Below are 15,443 nucleotides of genomic sequence, written 5' to 3'. Positions count from 1 at the left end.
GCGCAAGGGTGGCGTGGTCGCGACGGCGACCGGCACGGAATACCTGGAAGCGCGTCAGGCAGGTGCTGAATCTCCTCGAGGAAGCCACGCTGGAAGTCCTGACGGGCCGTGGGTCCGGCGGACGCCTCGATCTGTCGGTGCCGGTCTCGCTGGGGAACATCTGGCTGCTGCCACGCATGCCGCAATTTGCCAAGCAGCATCCGCAGATCCAGCTGAACATCACCACCAAGGTGGGCCCGGTCGACCTGCCCCACAGCGGCCTGGACGCCGCCATCATGTACTGCGGCGGGCCGCCGCCCGGACACTTCGGCGTCGAGGTCATGCCGCTCGAACTGTTTCCCGTCTGCGCGCCGGACAGGCTGCCGCGCGGCGGGTCGCTGTCCCAGGCACTGCGGCAGATGCCCCTGCTCCATCAACATACGGCGCTGGACGCATGGCCGGCCTATCTCGCGCAGATCGGCGCCAAGGTGGCCAGGCCCGGCGACGGGCCCCGCTACGGCCTGCTGACCATGGGCCTGCAGGCCGCCATCAGCGGCATGGGCGTGGCGCTGCTGCCCGACTATGTGGCCGGCGACGATCTTCGGGCCGGCAGGCTGGTACGACTGTCCGACACGAGCTACCTGTCGCCGAAGTCGTATTACTTCGTCTGCCTCGAAGAAAAGCGCGCCAACCCGACGCTGGTGACCTTCGTCGACTGGCTGCTGCAAACGGCCAATGCCGACGCCGGCTGACCGGCATGGCCTCACGCCGGCGCGCGTGATCTGACGAGGGTCGACGTCACGAAGCGTCCGGGCCGATGGCCGGTCGGCGTGCCGCCGCGCAGCGTGGCCTGCCCGGCGACGAACACGTCGCGCACGCCGACCGAGGGCTGCGTGGGCGCATCGAAGGTGGCGCAATCGCGGATGGTCGCCGGGTCGAACACCGTGATATCGGCGACCTTGCCCACGGCGAGAAGCCCCCTTCCCTCGAGTCCGAAGCGTTGCGCGGGCAGGCCCGTCATCTTGTGGACGGCGCGCTCGAGCGGAAACAGGCCCAGGTCGCGCGAGTACAGGCCCAGCACGCGCGGAAAGGTGCCCCACAGGCGAGGATGCGGCGTTTCGTCGGACGGAATGCCGTCGGAGCCGATCATCGTGTCCGGGTAGTCGAGGATGTCGCGCACATCGCTCTCGTCCATGATGAAGTACACCGCGCCGCCCGGCAGCAAGGCCTCGGCCACCTCGCGCCGCGAACGCTGCCACTCCTGCGCCAGGTCCTCGAGATAGCGGCCCGCCGCTTCCGGATGCGAGGCCGACCACGTGATCAGGATGCGGTCGCACTGGTCCACGCGTTCGGGACGCAGCATGGTCGACGACGCCGCGTACGGATAGCAGTCCAGGCAGAGCGGCATGGTGCGCGACAGCTCGCGCACCTGCGCCAGCGTCTCGCGGCTGCGGCCGTGATTGCGCTTGCCGACGAGCTTGTGATGCGAGATCACGGTCGGCACGTTGAGCGCCTTGCCCAGGCGCGCGGTCTCGTCGATCGCCTCGGCGACCTTGTCGCTTTCGTCGCGCATATGCGAAACCAGCACGCCGCCCAGCCGCTGCATCGGCTCGCACATGCGCAGGATCTCCTGCTCCGGTGCCGCCGCCGACGGCGGATAGAAGGTGCCGGTGGAGACGCCGATGGCGCCTTCCAGCAGGGCCTGTTCCACGTCGCGCCGCATGCTGTCGATCTCGTGGTCGCTCGCGGCGCGTCCCAGCTCCGCGACGCGGCGCGCGCGCAGCGTCGATTGGCCGATGAGCACCGATACGTTGACGGTGGCGGGCTTCGCGGCGAATGCCTCGCGGTAGGCCCGCACGGACTCGAATACGAAGCCGCCCCGCATGATGTCGAGCGGCGCGGGCGGGATGGTGTCGGTGACGAGCGGGAACAGGCTGATGCCGCAGTTGCCCGCGATGATGGTGGTCACTCCTTGCGTGACCTTGGGCAGCATCTGCGGGGACTGGAACACCATCCAGTCGTCGTGCGTATGGGTGTCGATGAAGCCCGGCGCGACGATCATGCCCGTGGCGTCGATGACCTCGTCGGCGGTGGCGTCCGGGCCGATGCCGATGGCGGCGATCACGCCGTCGCGCACCGCCACGTCCGCGGCGCGCCGCGGCGCGCCGCTGCCGTCGATCACGTCGCCGTGGCGGATGATCAGATCGAAATGCGATGACATGCCGTGCGCCCTCAATCGACCTTGGCGCCGCTCTTGCGCACCAGCTCGCCGAACTTCACGGTCTCGGATGTCACCAGCGCCTGGAAGTCGCGCGGCGATCCGCCCAGCGGCTCGAAGGAAAGCCGGTCCAGCTGCGCGCGGAAGCCGGGGTCGCGGATCACCGCGTTGACCTCGCGATTGAGCCGGTCCACCACCTCGGCCGGAATGCCCGGCGCGCCGACCAGCCCGGCCCACGCGGTCAGTTCGTAGCCCTTGAGGCCGGCCTCGTCCATGGTCGGCACCTGCGGGAAATGCGGCGAGCGCCGGGTCGATGTCACGGCCAGCGCGCGAACCTTGTTGCTGCTGACGTAGGGCCCGATCGACGGCACGTTGTCGAACATCAGGTGCACGTTGTTGCCGACCAGATCCTGCAGCGCAAGGGGTACTGCCCTTGTACGGCACGTGCTCGATCTGGAGATGGGCCAGCGTCTTGAAGAGCTCGCCGCCCAGATGGCTGGTCGTGCCGTTGCCGGCCGAGCCCATCGACAGCTTGCCGGGATTGGCCTGCGCGTAGGCGATCAGTTCGCGCACCGATTTGACCGGCAGCGCGTTGTTGACCGCGAGGATATTGAAGGTGGTCACCAGCCCGACGATGGGGACCAGCTTGTCGGGGTCGTACGGCAGCCGGCTGTAGAGGAAGCGGTTGGTCGCCAGCGTGGCGTTGTTGCCATAGGCGATGGTGTAGCCGTCGGCGGGAGCCTGCAGCAATGCCTGCATGCCGATATTGCCGCCGGCGCCGGGCCGGTTTTCCACCACGATGGCCTGGCCCAGCCGTTTGGACAGCGCATCGCCGAACAGCCGCGCCACGATGTCGGGCGCGCCTCCGGCCGCCGTCGGCACGATCAGCTTGATCGGTTTTTCCGGCCACGCCGCCTGTGCCGACGGCATCGACATGCCGATCGCGCCCGCCACCAATACCCATGCCAATGCCTGTCTCACGGTGCTCCTCCCGATCGCTGCGGTTCATTGATGAAGCGAGTATGGAGGAGCGCAACGCGCGCGGCGTGAAGTTTTTTCGGCGAAGTATTCCGCGATGGAATGTATCGTCCGGAGCGAGCCGCCCCGGTCCGGAGCGTTGGCAGGCGCGATGCCCCCGGCCCCCCTGCTCGCCCCTGCGCTATACTCGCCCCTCATGGACACGAAGCCCAACTCGCCGACCCGGCAATATTGGTGGCGCGCCTGAACCAGGCGGCCCGTTTCCACACGCACCTCGAAAACGCGATGCCGCCAGCCTCCTGGCGGCATTTTCGTTTGTGCGCACAGTGGCTGGTGGTGTCGGTAACCGGAACACGATCACCGGATAACCGGTAAACCGGAACACCATCCATGACCAACGCAACCCAGCCCATCATCCTGACCGGCGACCGCACCACCGGTCCGCTTCATCTCGGCCACTACATCGGCTCGCTGCGCTCCCGCGTGCAGCTGCAACAGAATGCGAAGCAGTTTCTGCTGCTGGCCGATACGCAGGCGATGACCGACAACGTCGGCCGCCATCAGAAGGTCACCGAGAACGTCGTCGAGGTCGCGCTCGACTATCTCGCCGTCGGCATCGACCCGGACAAGTCGACGATCTTCATCCAGTCGCAGGTGCCCGAGCTCGCGGAGCTGACGCAGTACCTGCTGAACCTGGTGACGGTCTCGCGCCTGGAGCGCAATCCGACCATCAAGGAAGAAATCCGGCTGCGCGGGTTCGAACGCGACATCCCGGCCGGCTTTCTGACCTATCCGGTGAGCCAGGCCGCCGATATCACGGCGTTCAAGGCGACGCTGTTGCCGGTCGGGGGACGATCAGCAGCCGATGATCGAGCAGACCAACGAGCTGGTGCGCCGCTTCAACCTGACGGTCGGACGCGAGGTGCTGGTCGAATGCGAGGCGGTGTTGTCGCACGTGCCGCGCCTGCCCGGCATCGATGGCAAGGCGAAGATGAGCAAGTCGCTCGGCAACGCGATCACGCTGGGCGCCACGCCGGACGAAATCTCGAAGGCGGTCCATGACATGTACACCGATCCGAATCATCTGCGCGTCAGCGATCCGGGCCAGGTCGAAGGCAATGTCGTGTTCATGTTCCTCGATGCCTTCGATCCCGACACGTCGGCCGTGGACGAGATGAAGGCCCACTATCGCCGTGGCGGCCTCGGCGACAGCGTCGTCAAGCGCCGCCTCAACGAGCGTTTGCAGGCGCTGATCGCGCCGATTCGCGAGCGGCGCATGCAGTTCGAGCGCGACCGCGCCGGCGTGCTCGAGATCCTGCGGCAAGGAACGATGCGCGCGCGGGAAGCCGCGGGCGCGACGCTGAGCGAGGTCAAGGGCGCGCTGGGGCTGAACTACTTCGGCAGCTGACCGCGGCGCCAGCCGGACCGTCATGCCGACAGCGCCGTCGCGGATCGGATGCGCCGGCCCGCTGGCGCGTATCCCGGGGATCGCCGGCGGCGCGCATGGCGCGAGCGTCGATCCAAAGACCGTGCACTTGGCCGCCTGCGCAGCCCACGTCCTCGCATTGAGAGACTGCGGCGACCACACCCGATCAGCGTGGGGAATCGTCGGCGGAAACGGCGGAAAGCAGCCGCACGGCCGTCTCCTCGTCGATGTCGAGGCGATACTTCGTCGCCAGGTAGTGCGCCAGATGGGCAATGCGCGCGGGCGTGCTTTGCCCGGCTTGCAGTTGCGCCCGGTAGGCCTCCACCTCGCAGGCCAGCCGATAGGCCTTCGACAGCAGATAGCGCGGCCCGTGCGTGAACGGCCGCCGCCAGAACTGGCGCACGTGAACCAGTTCATGCACGATCAGCCCGGCCGATACGCCGGGTCGAAGCAGCACGATCGGGCCGAGACTGATGCCGTCGAAATGCCGCGGAACAAACCAGCGGCTTTCCAGCAGCAGGCACCTTGGGTTGCGCAACGCCTTCATCGGAGTCGGGAACGTACGGCAATAACGGACGGCAATACGGCAAGCCTTGGGGAATGCGGGCCCGGCGCTGATGCGCTGCGGCGCTATGGGCGAAAAAACGCCGCGCGGCGTCCTGCGATGTCCGAGAGAGAGACTGTGTCGCGGCGCGGGCCCGCAATGCCGGGGATAGACATTGCAGGCGCCGCCAAAGTTCGAAGCCTGACCCCGCGCCGTCTCGATCAGCCTTGCGGACCCGACCCCGAATCGTGGTCCAGCGCGTTGCGGATCAAGGCACGCCCCTTCGGCGGCGCGGCCAGGTACGCCAGGTACATCGAGGCGGCCAACGCCAATCCGGCCACGGCAAAAGCGATAAAGGTCGTGCCGGCGATACCCAGTTTTCCATCGGACATGGTGGTCTCCCGTGAAGATGTCAAAGGCAATCGAATGGAGCGGAATCCAGTCACGCCAAGCAAGCCCTGCGCCACCGCCGCAATGCCGTGAGATCGGCCGTGCGAGCCGGATCGGGCGCTAAGGAGCGGCAAAGGGGCGGCAAAGGCCGATAATGGGCGGTAAAGATTGCCGGCAACCCTAAAAAATGGCGCCCGATCCCGACGGCCAGCGGACGGCGCGATAATGGACGGGCCATGCTGCCCAACACGCCCACCATTCCCTCCTTCGAATCGCCGATCGAACTGCTGACCGCCTGCCACGACAAGGTCCGGCGTTTTGCCTCGCTGTGCGGCCGCCTCGCCGAACACACCGCCCGGCATGGCGCGGACGACCAGGCGCGCACTGCGGCGGCCGGCATCGTGCGGTACTTCACGATTGCCGCGCCCCTGCATCACGCGGATGAAGAAGCGGACCTGTTCCCCGCCCTGCGCGCGCTCGGCGACGACGCCCTGACAGCCACGATGCAGGCGCTGGAGGACGACCACGACACGCTCGATGCGCTGTGGGAGCAGGCCCGGCCGTGGCTGGAGGCCGTGCAGCAGGGCTCGGCCGGCGCCGCGCCGGAAGCCCTCGCGCAGTTCGCCTCGCGCTACCTTCGGCATGTCGAGCGCGAGGAGCGCGAGGTCTTTCCCTTCGCGACCCGCCTGCCCGAGCCGACCTTGCAGGCCATCGGCCAACGGATGGCGCAGCGCCGCGGGGCTTGAAGCGGCGGTCATTCAGGGCGGCGCCTTTTCGACGGCAGTATTTCGCCGATAGAAAACTTACAGTACGGCCAGCAAGTATCTGCGGGTAAACGCCTAACATCGTTAACTTGCGGTACGTACCGCTTGTAAATACACTGCCTCGCATGCCGAAGAAACTTGCCACCCTGCCCGCGCCCGACCGCGATCCATCCGCACCGGAAAGCCGTACATCGCCGGATGGAGCCGAGGCGGTGCCGGCCAAGCGCCAACGCCGGACCCAGGCCGAGCGCGTCGCCGAATCCGACCGCCGTCTGATGGCCGCGGCCACGCGGCTGATTGCGACGCGCGGCTACACGCATACGACGCTGGAGGCGACGGGCATCGAGGCGGGATACAGCCGCGGCCTGGTGCAGCACCGCTTCGGCACCAAGGACCGGCTGCTGGAAGAGCTGGTCAAGCACATTGCCAACGCGCACCGCGAACGCTTGCTGGCACGCATGCAGGGCCTGACGGGATTGGACGCGATCTTCTGCGAGATCGACTGCTACCTCGAGGGCATGGACGATCCGTCGGAGAATTCGCGCGCCTTCTTCGTGCTGATGCTCGAGTCGATCGGCCCGGCCCCGCAGGTCCGCCCGACGTTCGCCGCGATCAGCGCGCGCTGGCACCGCGCGATCACGCGCCATATCGAGGCCGGGCAGCGCGCCGGCCAGATCCGCCGCGAGATCGTGGCCGCCGACGAGGCGCAGCTGCTGATCGCGACGGTACGCGGGCTGCGCATGCAGTCGATGCTGAACCCAACCACCAGCCATATCGCGGTCGCGATCCGGGCGCTGAAGGACAACCTGCGCACCCGTCTGCTGATCCCCCCAAAACCCGGCCGAAAGGCCGTCCGAAAAACCGTCCGCCAAGCTGCACGACACGCCCGAGTAGCCGGCGTTTTCCACTGCCCGTTTTCACGCTGACCGCGCGCCGATTGCAAGGCGCAACGCGGTCGGACGTCGCTCGCCCGCACAACGACAACAACGGTGACAGCGACAACAACACCAACAAAAAGCACAGGAGACAAGGCCCATGTCACATCGCTGGATCCAGGCCTGCACCGCCGTCGCTGTCGCGATATTCGCGACCGCCACGTGCCCGCCGGCCCATGCCGCGGAATTCCCCGGCAAGCCGGTCCGCCTGGTGGTCGGCTTTCCGCCGGGCGGGGCCTCGGACATCGTGGCGCGGCTGCTGCAACCGCATCTGCAGAAGGACCTCGGCCAGCCGGTCGTCATCGAGAACCGTCCCGGCGCCAACGGCAACATCGCCAATGAAGTGGTGGCGCGCGCCGAGCCCGACGGCTACACGCTGCTGCTCGGCAACCCCGGACCGCTGGTGCTCAACCCCTTCCTCTACAAGCGGGTGCCGATCGACCCGGTCAAGGCCTTCGTGCCCGTCACCCAGCTGACCGAGAGCCCGATGGTGGTCGTGGTGCCGGCCGCCTCGCCGTTCAAATCGATGGGCGACCTGCTGGCCAGGGCGCGCCAGAACCCCGGCAAGCTGACCTACGGCTCGGCCGGCAACGGCAGCTCGATGCATGTCGCCGGCGCGACGCTGCAGGTGCGGCTGAACACGCCGCTGATCCACGTTCCGTACAAGGGCAGCGGTCCCGCGCTGAACGACCTGCTGGCCGGCCAGCTCGACTTCATGGCGGACAGCCGCTCCACCACCCTGCCCCTGATTCGCGACGGGCGCCTGCGTGCGCTGGCCGTGACCGGCAGCCGTCGTGTGCCCGACCTGCCCGACGTGCCGACCGTCGCGGAGGCCGGCGTCCCGGATTTCGACGTGACCACCTGGCTCGGCATCGTCGCGCCGGCCGGCACACCGGCACCGGTCGTGCAGCGGCTGCACGCGGCGTTCGCCGGCGCATTGAAGCAACCGTCGGTGCAGGCCCGCCTCGCGGAGCTGGGCACCGGCATCAAGGCCAGCACGCCGGCGGAATTCGCCAGGGCGCTGGAAGGGGAACGCAAGAACGCGCGCCAGCTGGTACGCGACTCCGGGATGTCGATCGAATGAACGCAAATTCCTCCACGGACGGGCGCCCACTGGCGCTCCAGGCTGCGCGCTGCGGCAACTGCCACGGCTACAGCTATCCCGCCAACGTGCCCGGATGCCGCCATTGCGGCGCCTCGCCCGAGGCGATCGACACGATCGATTGCATGGGCGCGGTCCCGCTACGCAACGTGGTCACCGTGTACGCGCCGCTCGCCCCGGGCCTTGCCGTGCCCGCCATCATCGGCGAGGTCGAACTATGCCCGGGGCTGATCGAAGAAGTCCGCATCGATGCCGAGGATGAGCACGCCGTACCGCCGGGCACGCCGGTGCGGCCGGTATGGATCGACGACGAGCACGGCGGCGGCTGGGTCTTTCGCGCGGCAACGACGGCAGCGGCATCGGTGAAGGGGGACGTGCGATGAGCCATCCAACGTCGCTGATGCAGCAACGGCCGGTGTACGTGATCGGCATCGGCATGCATCCGTACCAGTTTCCTAGCGAGACGCCCTACCCGCAGCTGGGCCTGCGCGCGGTGCGCGAGGCGCTGGCCGACGCGGGACTGGCATGGCCGCAGGTGCAGAGCGCCTTCGTCGGGACCGCGGCGCTGGGCATGGCCGCCGGCCGCGTGATGCTGCGCCATCTGGGTTCGACTGGGCTCGAGGTCGCGCAGGTCGAGAACGCGTCGGCCTCGGGGTCGACCGCGTTCCGCCTGGCCTGCCTGCACGTCGCCTCGGGCGAACGCGATGTCGTGCTCGCGCTGGGCGTCGACAAGTTCGGCGACGGCCGCCGCGCGGTGCTCAAGGACGGCCTGCCGCCATTGAGCCCGACCGCCAACGTGCCGCTGGTCAAGTTCGCGCTGCTGGCGCGCCGCGCGATGCGCGAAGGCGGCCTGCGCATCGAGGATCTGGCGGCGGTCGCGGTGAAGAACCACGGCAACGCCTCGCGCAATCCGTATGCGCAGTTCCGCAAGCCGCGAACCATCGAGCAGGTCCTGAACTCGCCGCGAATCGCGGGCGACCTGACGGCGATGCAGTGCTGCCCGCGCGGCGAAGGGGCGGCCGCCGCGATCGTCGTGTCGGAGTCGGCCATGCGCGAACTGGGCCTGGATCGCTCCCGCGCCGTGCGCGTGCTGTCGTCCGTTGCCAGTAGCGAGGAGCTGCAGCAGGACGCGCCGGCGCTGGTCGAACTGGTGCGCAAGTCTTCGGCGCAGGCGCTGGACCAGGCGGGCATCGGCCCGCGGGAGCTGGACATCGTCGAGCTGCATGACGCCTTCACGATCGAGGAGCTGCTGTACAGCGAGGCGATCGGCGTTTGCGAGACCGGCGAAGGCGCGACGTTCCTCGCCCGTGGCGGCTCGCAGATCGGCGGCCAATGCGCGGTCAATCCATCCGGCGGCCTGATCGGCATGGGCCATCCGCTCGGACCGACCGGCATCGGCCAGGTCGCCGAAATCACGCGCCAGCTGCGGGGCGAAGCCGGCGACCGGCAACACCCGAGCGCGCGGCTGGCGCTGGCCCACATGATCGGGCTCGGCTCGGTGGCCGTCGCCCACGTGCTGTCTCGCGGCTGAACCGCTTCCCCACCGCCCAGGCCCGCCCACATCGACCATGGACTATTCCACCCTGCTCTACGACACGCGCGACGGCGTCGCGCTGATCTACCTGAACCGGCCCGAACGCATGAACGCGATCGGCGGGAACATGAAGGCCGAACTGGCGCACGCGCTGTTCGAGCGCGCGCGCCGCGACGACGCGGTGCGCTGCGTCGTGATCACCGGCGCCGGCGACAAGGCCTTCTGCGCCGGCGCCGACATCAAGGAACGCGCCGACCGCGTCGTGCCCCAGGCCGAATATCACCTGCAGCAGAAAGCCACGCACGAACTCTTCCGCGCGCTCGAACAGTTCGAAAAGCCCGTCATCGCGGCGATCAATGGCGTCGCGCTCGGCGGCGGCCTCGAGATCGCGCTCTGCTGCGACGTCCGCATCGCCGCGCAGGGCGCGCGGCTGGGCCTGCCCGAAGCGCGCATCGGCGTGCTGCCCGCGGCCGGCGGCACGCAGCGTTTGCCGCGCCTGGTGGGCGTAGGCATCGCCAAGGAGCTGATGCTGACCGGAGACCATATCGACGCCGAGCGCGCGCTGGCGATCGGGCTCGTCAACCACGTGGTGCCGCCCGACGCGCTGCTGCCGACCGCGCTGGCGATGGCCGGACGCATGGCGGCCAACGCGCCGCTGGCGCTGCGCTACGTCAAGCATGCGATCGACCTCGGCATGCAGGTGGGCATCGACGCCGGCCTGGAATACGAACGCTACGCCGCGGCCCTGGTGGTCTCCAGCGAGGACCGCAAGGAAGGCATGCGTGCCTTCGTCGAGAAACGCAAGCCGGTGTTCCGCGGACAGTAGGCGGCGCATCGCATCGATCGAACGACAACGAGGAAAGGCATCGACATGGATCTGAATCTGAAGAGCAAGGTGGCCTTTGTCACCGGGGGCGGCCAGGGCGTGGGCAGGCGCATCTGCCTGGATCTGGCGGCCGAGGGGGCCAGCGTCGCTGTCAACGACCTGTTCGCCGAACGCGCGCAGGCGGTGGTGGCCGAGATCGAGGCCGCGGGTGGCCGGGGCTTTGCAGCCGTGGCCGACATCACGCGCGAAGACGACATCAACGCCGCCATCGCCGCGGCACAGGAAGCGCTGGGCCCGATCGACATCCTCGTCAACAACGCCGGCGTGCTGGTCGAGCGGCGCGAGAAAGGCGGCGCCGCTCCGCTCTTCATCGACACCACCCCCGATGCGTGGGAGCGCATCGTCGCGCTCAATGTGTTCGGCATGATGCATTGCTGCCGCGCCGTGCTGCCCGGCATGAAGGCGCGCCGCTACGGCAAGATCGTCAACATCATGTCCGAGGCGGGCCGCGCCGGCGAGGGCCGGCTGGCGGTGTATTCGGGCGCGAAGGCCGCCATGCTGGGCTTCGCCAAGGCGATTGCGCAGGAGCACGGGCGCGATTGCATCAACGTCAACGTGGTGGCGCTGGGCGCGGTCTCGCACGAGGGCATCAAGGAGGGCGCCTTGCATCCCGATGCGACGCCCGAGAACAACGAGCGCCTGGGCAAGATGCTGAACGCCTACCCGATCGGCCGCGGCTTGCAGCGCCTGGCGCGTCCCGAGGACGTGTCGGGCATGGTGTGCCTGCTGGCCTCGGACCGCGCCGCCTACATCACGGGCCAGAGCATCGGCGTCAGCGGCGGCTTCGTGATGCTCTGACCGGCCGCCATCATGCCATCCCATCGCGCCGGCGCCAACGCTCCCGCCCCCTTCCGGACACGGATCACGGATCTGCTCGGCATCCGGCATCCAATCCTGGCCGGCGGGCTGATGTGGCTGTCCGACGCGCGCTATGTCGCAGCGCACGTGAACGCCGGGGCGATGGCATTCCTGACGCCGCGCTCGTTCGACGGTCTGGCGGCCTATCGCGCCGCGCTGCGCGACTGCAAGTCCCTGACGCGGGGCATGCCGTTCGGCGTCAATCTGACGCAATCGCGGCGCGTGGACGCCAATCGCCTGGTGCCTGCCTGGATCGACATCGCGCTCGAAGAAGGCGTGCGGCATTTCGAGACGGTGGGCGCTTCGCCCGGGCCGCTGTTCGAACGCATCCACGCCGGCGGGGGCCTGGCGATCCATAAATGCGCGTTCGTCGAGCACGCGATCAAGGCCGAACAGGCCGGTGCCGATGCCATTGCGCTGGTCGGTGCCGAGGCCGGCGGACATCCCGGGACCAACGAGCTGCCTGCCTTCGTGCTCGGCGCCCTCGCGCTGGAGCGCCTGTGCGTGCCGCTGGCCATCGGCGGCGGCATCGGCGATGGCCGGCAGATTGCCGCGGCCCTTGCCCTTGGCGCCGACGCGGTGCTGATGGGCACGCGCTTCCTGACCTGCGAAGAAGTCTGGGCGCACGACCGATACAAGCGCCATCTGGCGGCGCAGCCGGCGCAGTCCTCGACGCTGGCGCTGCGCGGCACCGGCCATCCATGGCGCGTGCTGGACAACGCCACGGTGCGCGAGACGCGGCGGCTCGAAGCGGGCGGCGCGCACCGCTACGAAGACTTCGGCGCGCTGGCCACCGGCCGCCTTGGCCGCGACCACGGTTACCGGGACGGCGACTGGGACACCGGCCTGCTGTCGATGGGGCCGGCGATCGGCTTTGCCAACGCCATCGAGCCCGTGGCCGCAACCGTCGGGCGGCTGATGGCACAGGCAAGCAGCGCGGCTGGGCGGCTGCAATCGCTTTGCATGTCGGCGGACAGCGCCGAGCATGCCCCTGCCTCTGCCCACGGCCAGGCCGACGCCAAAGGCCACGCCCTCCCAACCTGATTGCCGGACCCCATGCAAGCCAATCTGACCATCCACTTCGGCGAGCGCCGCATCGATTCGCCAACGCTGCAGGACCACGCGGCGCGCGCCGCGAGCGGCTTCACCGAGCTCGGGCTGCAGCCCGGCGACGCCGTCGCGGTGATGCTGCGCAACGATATCCCGTACCTGGAGCTGATCGTCGCGCTCGACCGTCTCGGCGTGCACCTGGTCGCCATCAACTGGCACTTCCAGGTCGAGGAGGCCGCCTTTATCCTGCGCGACAGCGGCGCGAAGGCCTTCGTGGTGCATGCGGACCTGCTGCCCGGCGTCGCCAGCGGCGTGCCCGACGGCATGCCGGTGCTGGTCGTACCGACGCCGCCGGAGATCGTCGACGCCTACCGCCTGCCCGAGCCGCCGGCGCTGCCCGCGGGCGCGCTGTGCTGGCCGGAATGGCGCGACCGCTTCGCGCCGTCGACGGCCGAGCGCGTGCCGTCGGTCGGCAGCATGCTGTACACGTCGGGCACGACCGGGCGGCCGAAAGGCGTCATGCGCCTGCCCGGCACGCCGGCCCAGCATCAGGGATCGCTACGGGTGCGCTCGATCGCCAGCGCCGCGCGCCCCGGCATGCGCTGCGCCGTGGTCGGCCCGCTGTACCACGCCGGCCCCAATGCCGCCGCGCGGGTCGCGCTCGAACTGGCGCACGACATCGTGGTGCTGCCGCGCTTCGACGCCGAGCAGCTGCTGCAGACGATCGAACGCCATCGCATCACGCATCTGTCGCTGGTACCGATCATGCTGGTGCGCCTGCTGAAACTACCCGAGCCGGTGCGCGCGGCCTACGATGTGTCGTCGCTGGAGAACGTCACCCACGGCGGTTCACCCTGCGCGCCCGAGGTGCGGCGCGCGATGATCGCGTGGTGGGGACCGATCGTCAACGAAACCTATGGCTCCACCGAAGCGGGGCTGATCACCTTTGTCACCGCCGCCGATTGGCTGGCGCGCCCGGGCACCGCGGGCCGCCCCTTTCCGGGTACGTCGATCCGCATCCTCGACGAGCACGGCCGCGAATTGCCGCCGGGCGAGGTCGGCGAGATCTATGTCGATACCGGCGACAACGCCCTGCCCTTCACCTATCGCCACAACGAGGCGCAGCGGCGCGCGATCGATCGCGATGGCTACATCACCAATGGCGATGTCGGCTATCTCGATGCCGACGGCTATCTGTTCATCACCGACCGCAAGCGCGACATGATCATCTCCGGCGGGGTCAACATCTACCCGGCGGAGATCGAGCACGCGCTGGTCGGCAACCCGCAGGTCGCCGACTGCGCGGTGTTCGGCGTGCCCGATGCCGAGTTCGGCGAGGCGGTGGCCGCTGCGGTCGTACGCGCGCCGGGCAGCGCGATCGACGCGGCCCACGTGCGCGACTGGCTGCGCGAACGCGTGGCCGGCTACAAGGTGCCGCGCCACGTCGAGTTCCACGACGCCTTGCCGCGCGACAGCATGGGCAAGGTCTTCAAGAACCAGCTGCGCGCGCCGCACTGGGAACGCACCGGACGGAAGATCTGATGCGCGACGCCCTTTCCAGCTCCTCCTTGGCCGTCTTCGACACCACGCCCGGACACTTCGGCACGCGCTGGCCCGGCGAGGCGGTGTTCGGCGCGGGCTGCGTGGCAAGGCTGCCGGAATGGGCCCGCCGCGAAGACGTACGCCGGCCGCTGCTGCTCAGCGATGCCGGACTGGCGGCCACGGGCCTGCTCGCCCGCGTCGCGGACACGCTGCGCCAGGCCGGCATCGAGCCGGTGTGCCATGACGATGTCGATGCCAATCCGACGGTGCGCCACGTCCATGCGGCCGCGCAGCGCTGGCACGAGAACCGCTGCGACGCGCTGATCGCGCTCGGTGGCGGCAGCGTGATCGATGTCGGCAAGGTCCTCACAGCGATGCTGGGCAGCGATGCGCCGCTGGCGGAAGTGCTGCAACACGGCGACGCGGCGCTGTTCCGGCCCGTGCCGCCGTTCGCCGCGGTGCCGACCACCGCGGGCACCGGCAGCGAGAGCACCATCGCGGCGCTGATCAAGGACGAGGCCGGACGCAAGCATGTCATGCGCAGCCATCGCTGCCGCCCGCAATGGGTCGCACTCGATCCGCTGCTGACACTCACCGTGCCGCGGGCGGTCACCGCGAGCACCGGCTTCGACGTGATGATGCACGCGCTGGGGGCGGCGACCAACCGCGCCAGCCATCCGATCGGCGAGGCGTTGGCGCTCGACGCGCTGCGCCGGACCATCGCCGCCCTGCCCGCCGTGCTCGCCCAGCCCGACGACGAGGCGGCGCGAGCGGACATGCTGCTGGCAAGCTATCTCGCCGGCGTCGCGATGAGCCTGCGCGGCGTCGATGGCATCCACGGCCTGTGCACGCCGCTCGAGGCGATCGTCGACGCGCCGCATGCGCATGTGCTGGCGGTGGTGTGCGAGCCGCTGATGCGCTTCAACATGGCGGCGATCGCCGATCGCTACGCCGCGGCGGCGCAAGCCTGCGGCCTGGCGGCGCCGGGCCAGTCCACCGCGCGGCAGGCGGTGGCGCTGATCGACAAGGTATGCGAACTGCGCGACCTTGCCGGCCTGCCGAGCTGGCTCGATGCGCTCGGCGCCATTCCGGCCGACATGAGCGCGGTCCATGCCGCGGCGGCCAGCAATGCTTCCGCGCGCCTGAACGGCCGGCCGCTGTCGCACGACGACATCGTCGCGCTCTATGCCGCGATGCGCCGCGAGCCCTACGTGGCGCTCTCCTGAACCCCGCTCTT

16 protein-coding genes and 2 pseudogenes are annotated in these 15,443 nt (G+C 69.2%); 13 read left to right on the top strand and 5 right to left on the bottom strand.

The annotated features are described in order from the left end of the window. Positions 1 to 62 precede the first annotated feature (62 nt). A complete protein-coding gene (locus tag OJJOAM_RS01080; RefSeq protein WP_422648609.1) occupies positions 63 to 731 on the top strand; it encodes a LysR substrate-binding domain-containing protein in 669 nt (222 codons plus the stop codon). Positions 732 to 742: 11 nt separating this feature from the next. Here the strand turns inward: OJJOAM_RS01080 and OJJOAM_RS01075 are convergent, their stop codons facing one another. The 3 genes and pseudogenes from OJJOAM_RS01075 to OJJOAM_RS01065 form a co-directional block, all read right to left on the bottom strand. Continuing rightward, positions 743 to 2,200 carry an N-acyl-D-amino-acid deacylase family protein gene (locus OJJOAM_RS01075; protein ID WP_422649453.1) on the bottom strand — a complete coding sequence of 486 codons (1,458 nt, stop codon included), beginning with the start codon at positions 2,198 to 2,200 and terminating at the stop codon, positions 743 to 745. An 11-nt stretch (positions 2,201 to 2,211) separates the two neighbouring features. Beyond that, on the bottom strand, positions 2,212 to 2,580 hold the full coding sequence (locus tag OJJOAM_RS01070) for a Bug family tripartite tricarboxylate transporter substrate binding protein (RefSeq protein ID WP_422649452.1): 369 nt from the start codon (positions 2,578 to 2,580) through the stop codon (positions 2,212 to 2,214). Positions 2,581 to 2,677: 97 nt separating this feature from the next. Next, positions 2,678 to 2,992 (bottom strand): annotated as a pseudogene (locus OJJOAM_RS01065) (Bug family tripartite tricarboxylate transporter substrate binding protein); the annotation flags it as partial. On the opposite strand from OJJOAM_RS01065, the gene OJJOAM_RS01060 reads away from it, so the two are divergent. Together OJJOAM_RS01060 and trpS are read left to right on the top strand one after the other, a co-directional pair. Continuing rightward, the gene (locus tag OJJOAM_RS01060; RefSeq protein WP_422649644.1) at positions 2,955 to 3,209 is read left to right on the top strand and encodes a hypothetical protein; all 255 of its coding nucleotides are present in this window, start codon (positions 2,955 to 2,957) and stop codon (positions 3,207 to 3,209) included. The pseudogene OJJOAM_RS01065 and the gene OJJOAM_RS01060 overlap by 38 nt on opposite strands. A gap of 356 nt (positions 3,210 to 3,565) precedes the next feature. Continuing rightward, positions 3,566 to 4,583: pseudogene (gene trpS / locus OJJOAM_RS01055) on the top strand (tryptophan--tRNA ligase). 184 nt (positions 4,584 to 4,767) lie between these two features. Here trpS and OJJOAM_RS01050 read toward each other — a convergent pair. Then, entirely contained in the window at positions 4,768 to 5,148 is a 381-nt protein-coding gene (locus OJJOAM_RS01050; protein ID WP_422648608.1) for a hypothetical protein, read from the bottom strand. 218 nt (positions 5,149 to 5,366) lie between these two features. Further along, complete coding sequence (locus OJJOAM_RS01045; RefSeq protein WP_422648607.1) at positions 5,367 to 5,537, bottom strand: hypothetical protein; 171 nt, start codon at positions 5,535 to 5,537, stop codon at positions 5,367 to 5,369. Between the two features lie 234 nt (positions 5,538 to 5,771). On the opposite strand from OJJOAM_RS01045, the gene OJJOAM_RS01040 reads away from it, so the two are divergent. The 10 genes from OJJOAM_RS01040 (at position 5,772) to OJJOAM_RS00995 (ending at position 15,432) form a co-directional block, all read left to right on the top strand. Next, positions 5,772 to 6,281, top strand: a complete 510-nt coding sequence (locus tag OJJOAM_RS01040; RefSeq protein ID WP_422648606.1) for a hemerythrin domain-containing protein — start codon at positions 5,772 to 5,774, stop codon at positions 6,279 to 6,281. A gap of 143 nt (positions 6,282 to 6,424) precedes the next feature. Further along, complete coding sequence (locus OJJOAM_RS01035; protein ID WP_422648605.1) at positions 6,425 to 7,225, top strand: TetR/AcrR family transcriptional regulator; 801 nt, start codon at positions 6,425 to 6,427, stop codon at positions 7,223 to 7,225. A gap of 109 nt (positions 7,226 to 7,334) precedes the next feature. Further along, a complete protein-coding gene (locus OJJOAM_RS01030) occupies positions 7,335 to 8,318 on the top strand; it encodes a Bug family tripartite tricarboxylate transporter substrate binding protein (protein ID WP_422648604.1) in 984 nt (327 codons plus the stop codon). An 86-nt stretch (positions 8,319 to 8,404) separates the two neighbouring features. Further along, positions 8,405 to 8,719, top strand: a complete 315-nt coding sequence (locus tag OJJOAM_RS01025; protein ID WP_422648603.1) for a hypothetical protein — start codon at positions 8,405 to 8,407, stop codon at positions 8,717 to 8,719. After that, positions 8,716 to 9,867 (top strand): thiolase family protein, encoded by a 1,152-nt coding sequence (locus OJJOAM_RS01020; protein ID WP_422648602.1) that lies wholly within the window; start codon positions 8,716 to 8,718, stop codon positions 9,865 to 9,867. Before OJJOAM_RS01025 ends, OJJOAM_RS01020 begins: the two co-directional genes overlap by 4 nt. Positions 9,868 to 9,904: 37 nt before the next feature. Next, positions 9,905 to 10,696 carry an enoyl-CoA hydratase/isomerase family protein gene (locus OJJOAM_RS01015; protein ID WP_422648601.1) on the top strand — a complete coding sequence of 264 codons (792 nt, stop codon included), beginning with the start codon at positions 9,905 to 9,907 and terminating at the stop codon, positions 10,694 to 10,696. Between the two features lie 45 nt (positions 10,697 to 10,741). Then, positions 10,742 to 11,554 (top strand): SDR family NAD(P)-dependent oxidoreductase, encoded by an 813-nt coding sequence (locus OJJOAM_RS01010; RefSeq protein ID WP_422648600.1) that lies wholly within the window; start codon positions 10,742 to 10,744, stop codon positions 11,552 to 11,554. A gap of 12 nt (positions 11,555 to 11,566) precedes the next feature. After that, positions 11,567 to 12,658 (top strand): NAD(P)H-dependent flavin oxidoreductase, encoded by a 1,092-nt coding sequence (locus tag OJJOAM_RS01005; protein WP_422648599.1) that lies wholly within the window; start codon positions 11,567 to 11,569, stop codon positions 12,656 to 12,658. Between the two features lie 12 nt (positions 12,659 to 12,670). Continuing rightward, positions 12,671 to 14,206, top strand: a complete 1,536-nt coding sequence (locus OJJOAM_RS01000; RefSeq protein WP_422648598.1) for an AMP-binding protein — start codon at positions 12,671 to 12,673, stop codon at positions 14,204 to 14,206. Continuing rightward, the gene (locus OJJOAM_RS00995) at positions 14,206 to 15,432 is read left to right on the top strand and encodes an iron-containing alcohol dehydrogenase (protein WP_422648597.1); all 1,227 of its coding nucleotides are present in this window, start codon (positions 14,206 to 14,208) and stop codon (positions 15,430 to 15,432) included. The genes OJJOAM_RS01000 and OJJOAM_RS00995 overlap by 1 nt, the downstream gene beginning before the upstream one ends. The last annotated feature ends 11 nt before the right edge of the window (positions 15,433 to 15,443 follow it).

Origin of the sequence: Cupriavidus sp. H18C1 (genome assembly GCF_049311595.1) — a bacterium.
Lineage (GTDB): Bacteria > Pseudomonadota > Gammaproteobacteria > Burkholderiales > Burkholderiaceae > Cupriavidus > Cupriavidus cauae.
Note: the sequence above shows the minus strand (reverse complement) of the source record. Positions and strands in the feature narration are given on the sequence as shown.

Bases quoted from the DNA above. Each gene is read 5' to 3' on its own strand.
- OJJOAM_RS01050 (WP_422648608.1), bottom strand. From the start codon at position 5,148: ATGAAGGCGTTGCGCAACCCAAGGTGCCTGCTGCTGGAAAGCCGCTGG.
- OJJOAM_RS01075 (WP_422649453.1), bottom strand. From the start codon at position 2,200: ATGTCATCGCATTTCGATCTGATCATCCGCCACGGCGACGTGATCGAC.
- OJJOAM_RS01000 (WP_422648598.1), top strand. From the start codon at position 12,671: ATGCAAGCCAATCTGACCATCCACTTCGGCGAGCGCCGCATCGATTCG.
- OJJOAM_RS01045 (WP_422648607.1), bottom strand. From the start codon at position 5,537: ATGTCCGATGGAAAACTGGGTATCGCCGGCACGACCTTTATCGCTTTT.
- OJJOAM_RS01015 (WP_422648601.1), top strand. From the start codon at position 9,905: ATGGACTATTCCACCCTGCTCTACGACACGCGCGACGGCGTCGCGCTG.
- OJJOAM_RS00995 (WP_422648597.1), top strand. From the start codon at position 14,206: ATGCGCGACGCCCTTTCCAGCTCCTCCTTGGCCGTCTTCGACACCACG.
- OJJOAM_RS01040 (WP_422648606.1), top strand. From the start codon at position 5,772: ATGCTGCCCAACACGCCCACCATTCCCTCCTTCGAATCGCCGATCGAA.
- OJJOAM_RS01060 (WP_422649644.1), top strand. From the start codon at position 2,955: ATGCCGATATTGCCGCCGGCGCCGGGCCGGTTTTCCACCACGATGGCC.
- OJJOAM_RS01035 (WP_422648605.1), top strand. From the start codon at position 6,425: ATGCCGAAGAAACTTGCCACCCTGCCCGCGCCCGACCGCGATCCATCC.
- OJJOAM_RS01070 (WP_422649452.1), bottom strand. From the start codon at position 2,580: ATGTTCGACAACGTGCCGTCGATCGGGCCCTACGTCAGCAGCAACAAG.
- OJJOAM_RS01020 (WP_422648602.1), top strand. From the start codon at position 8,716: ATGAGCCATCCAACGTCGCTGATGCAGCAACGGCCGGTGTACGTGATC.
- OJJOAM_RS01030 (WP_422648604.1), top strand. From the start codon at position 7,335: ATGTCACATCGCTGGATCCAGGCCTGCACCGCCGTCGCTGTCGCGATA.
- OJJOAM_RS01010 (WP_422648600.1), top strand. From the start codon at position 10,742: ATGGATCTGAATCTGAAGAGCAAGGTGGCCTTTGTCACCGGGGGCGGC.
- OJJOAM_RS01005 (WP_422648599.1), top strand. From the start codon at position 11,567: ATGCCATCCCATCGCGCCGGCGCCAACGCTCCCGCCCCCTTCCGGACA.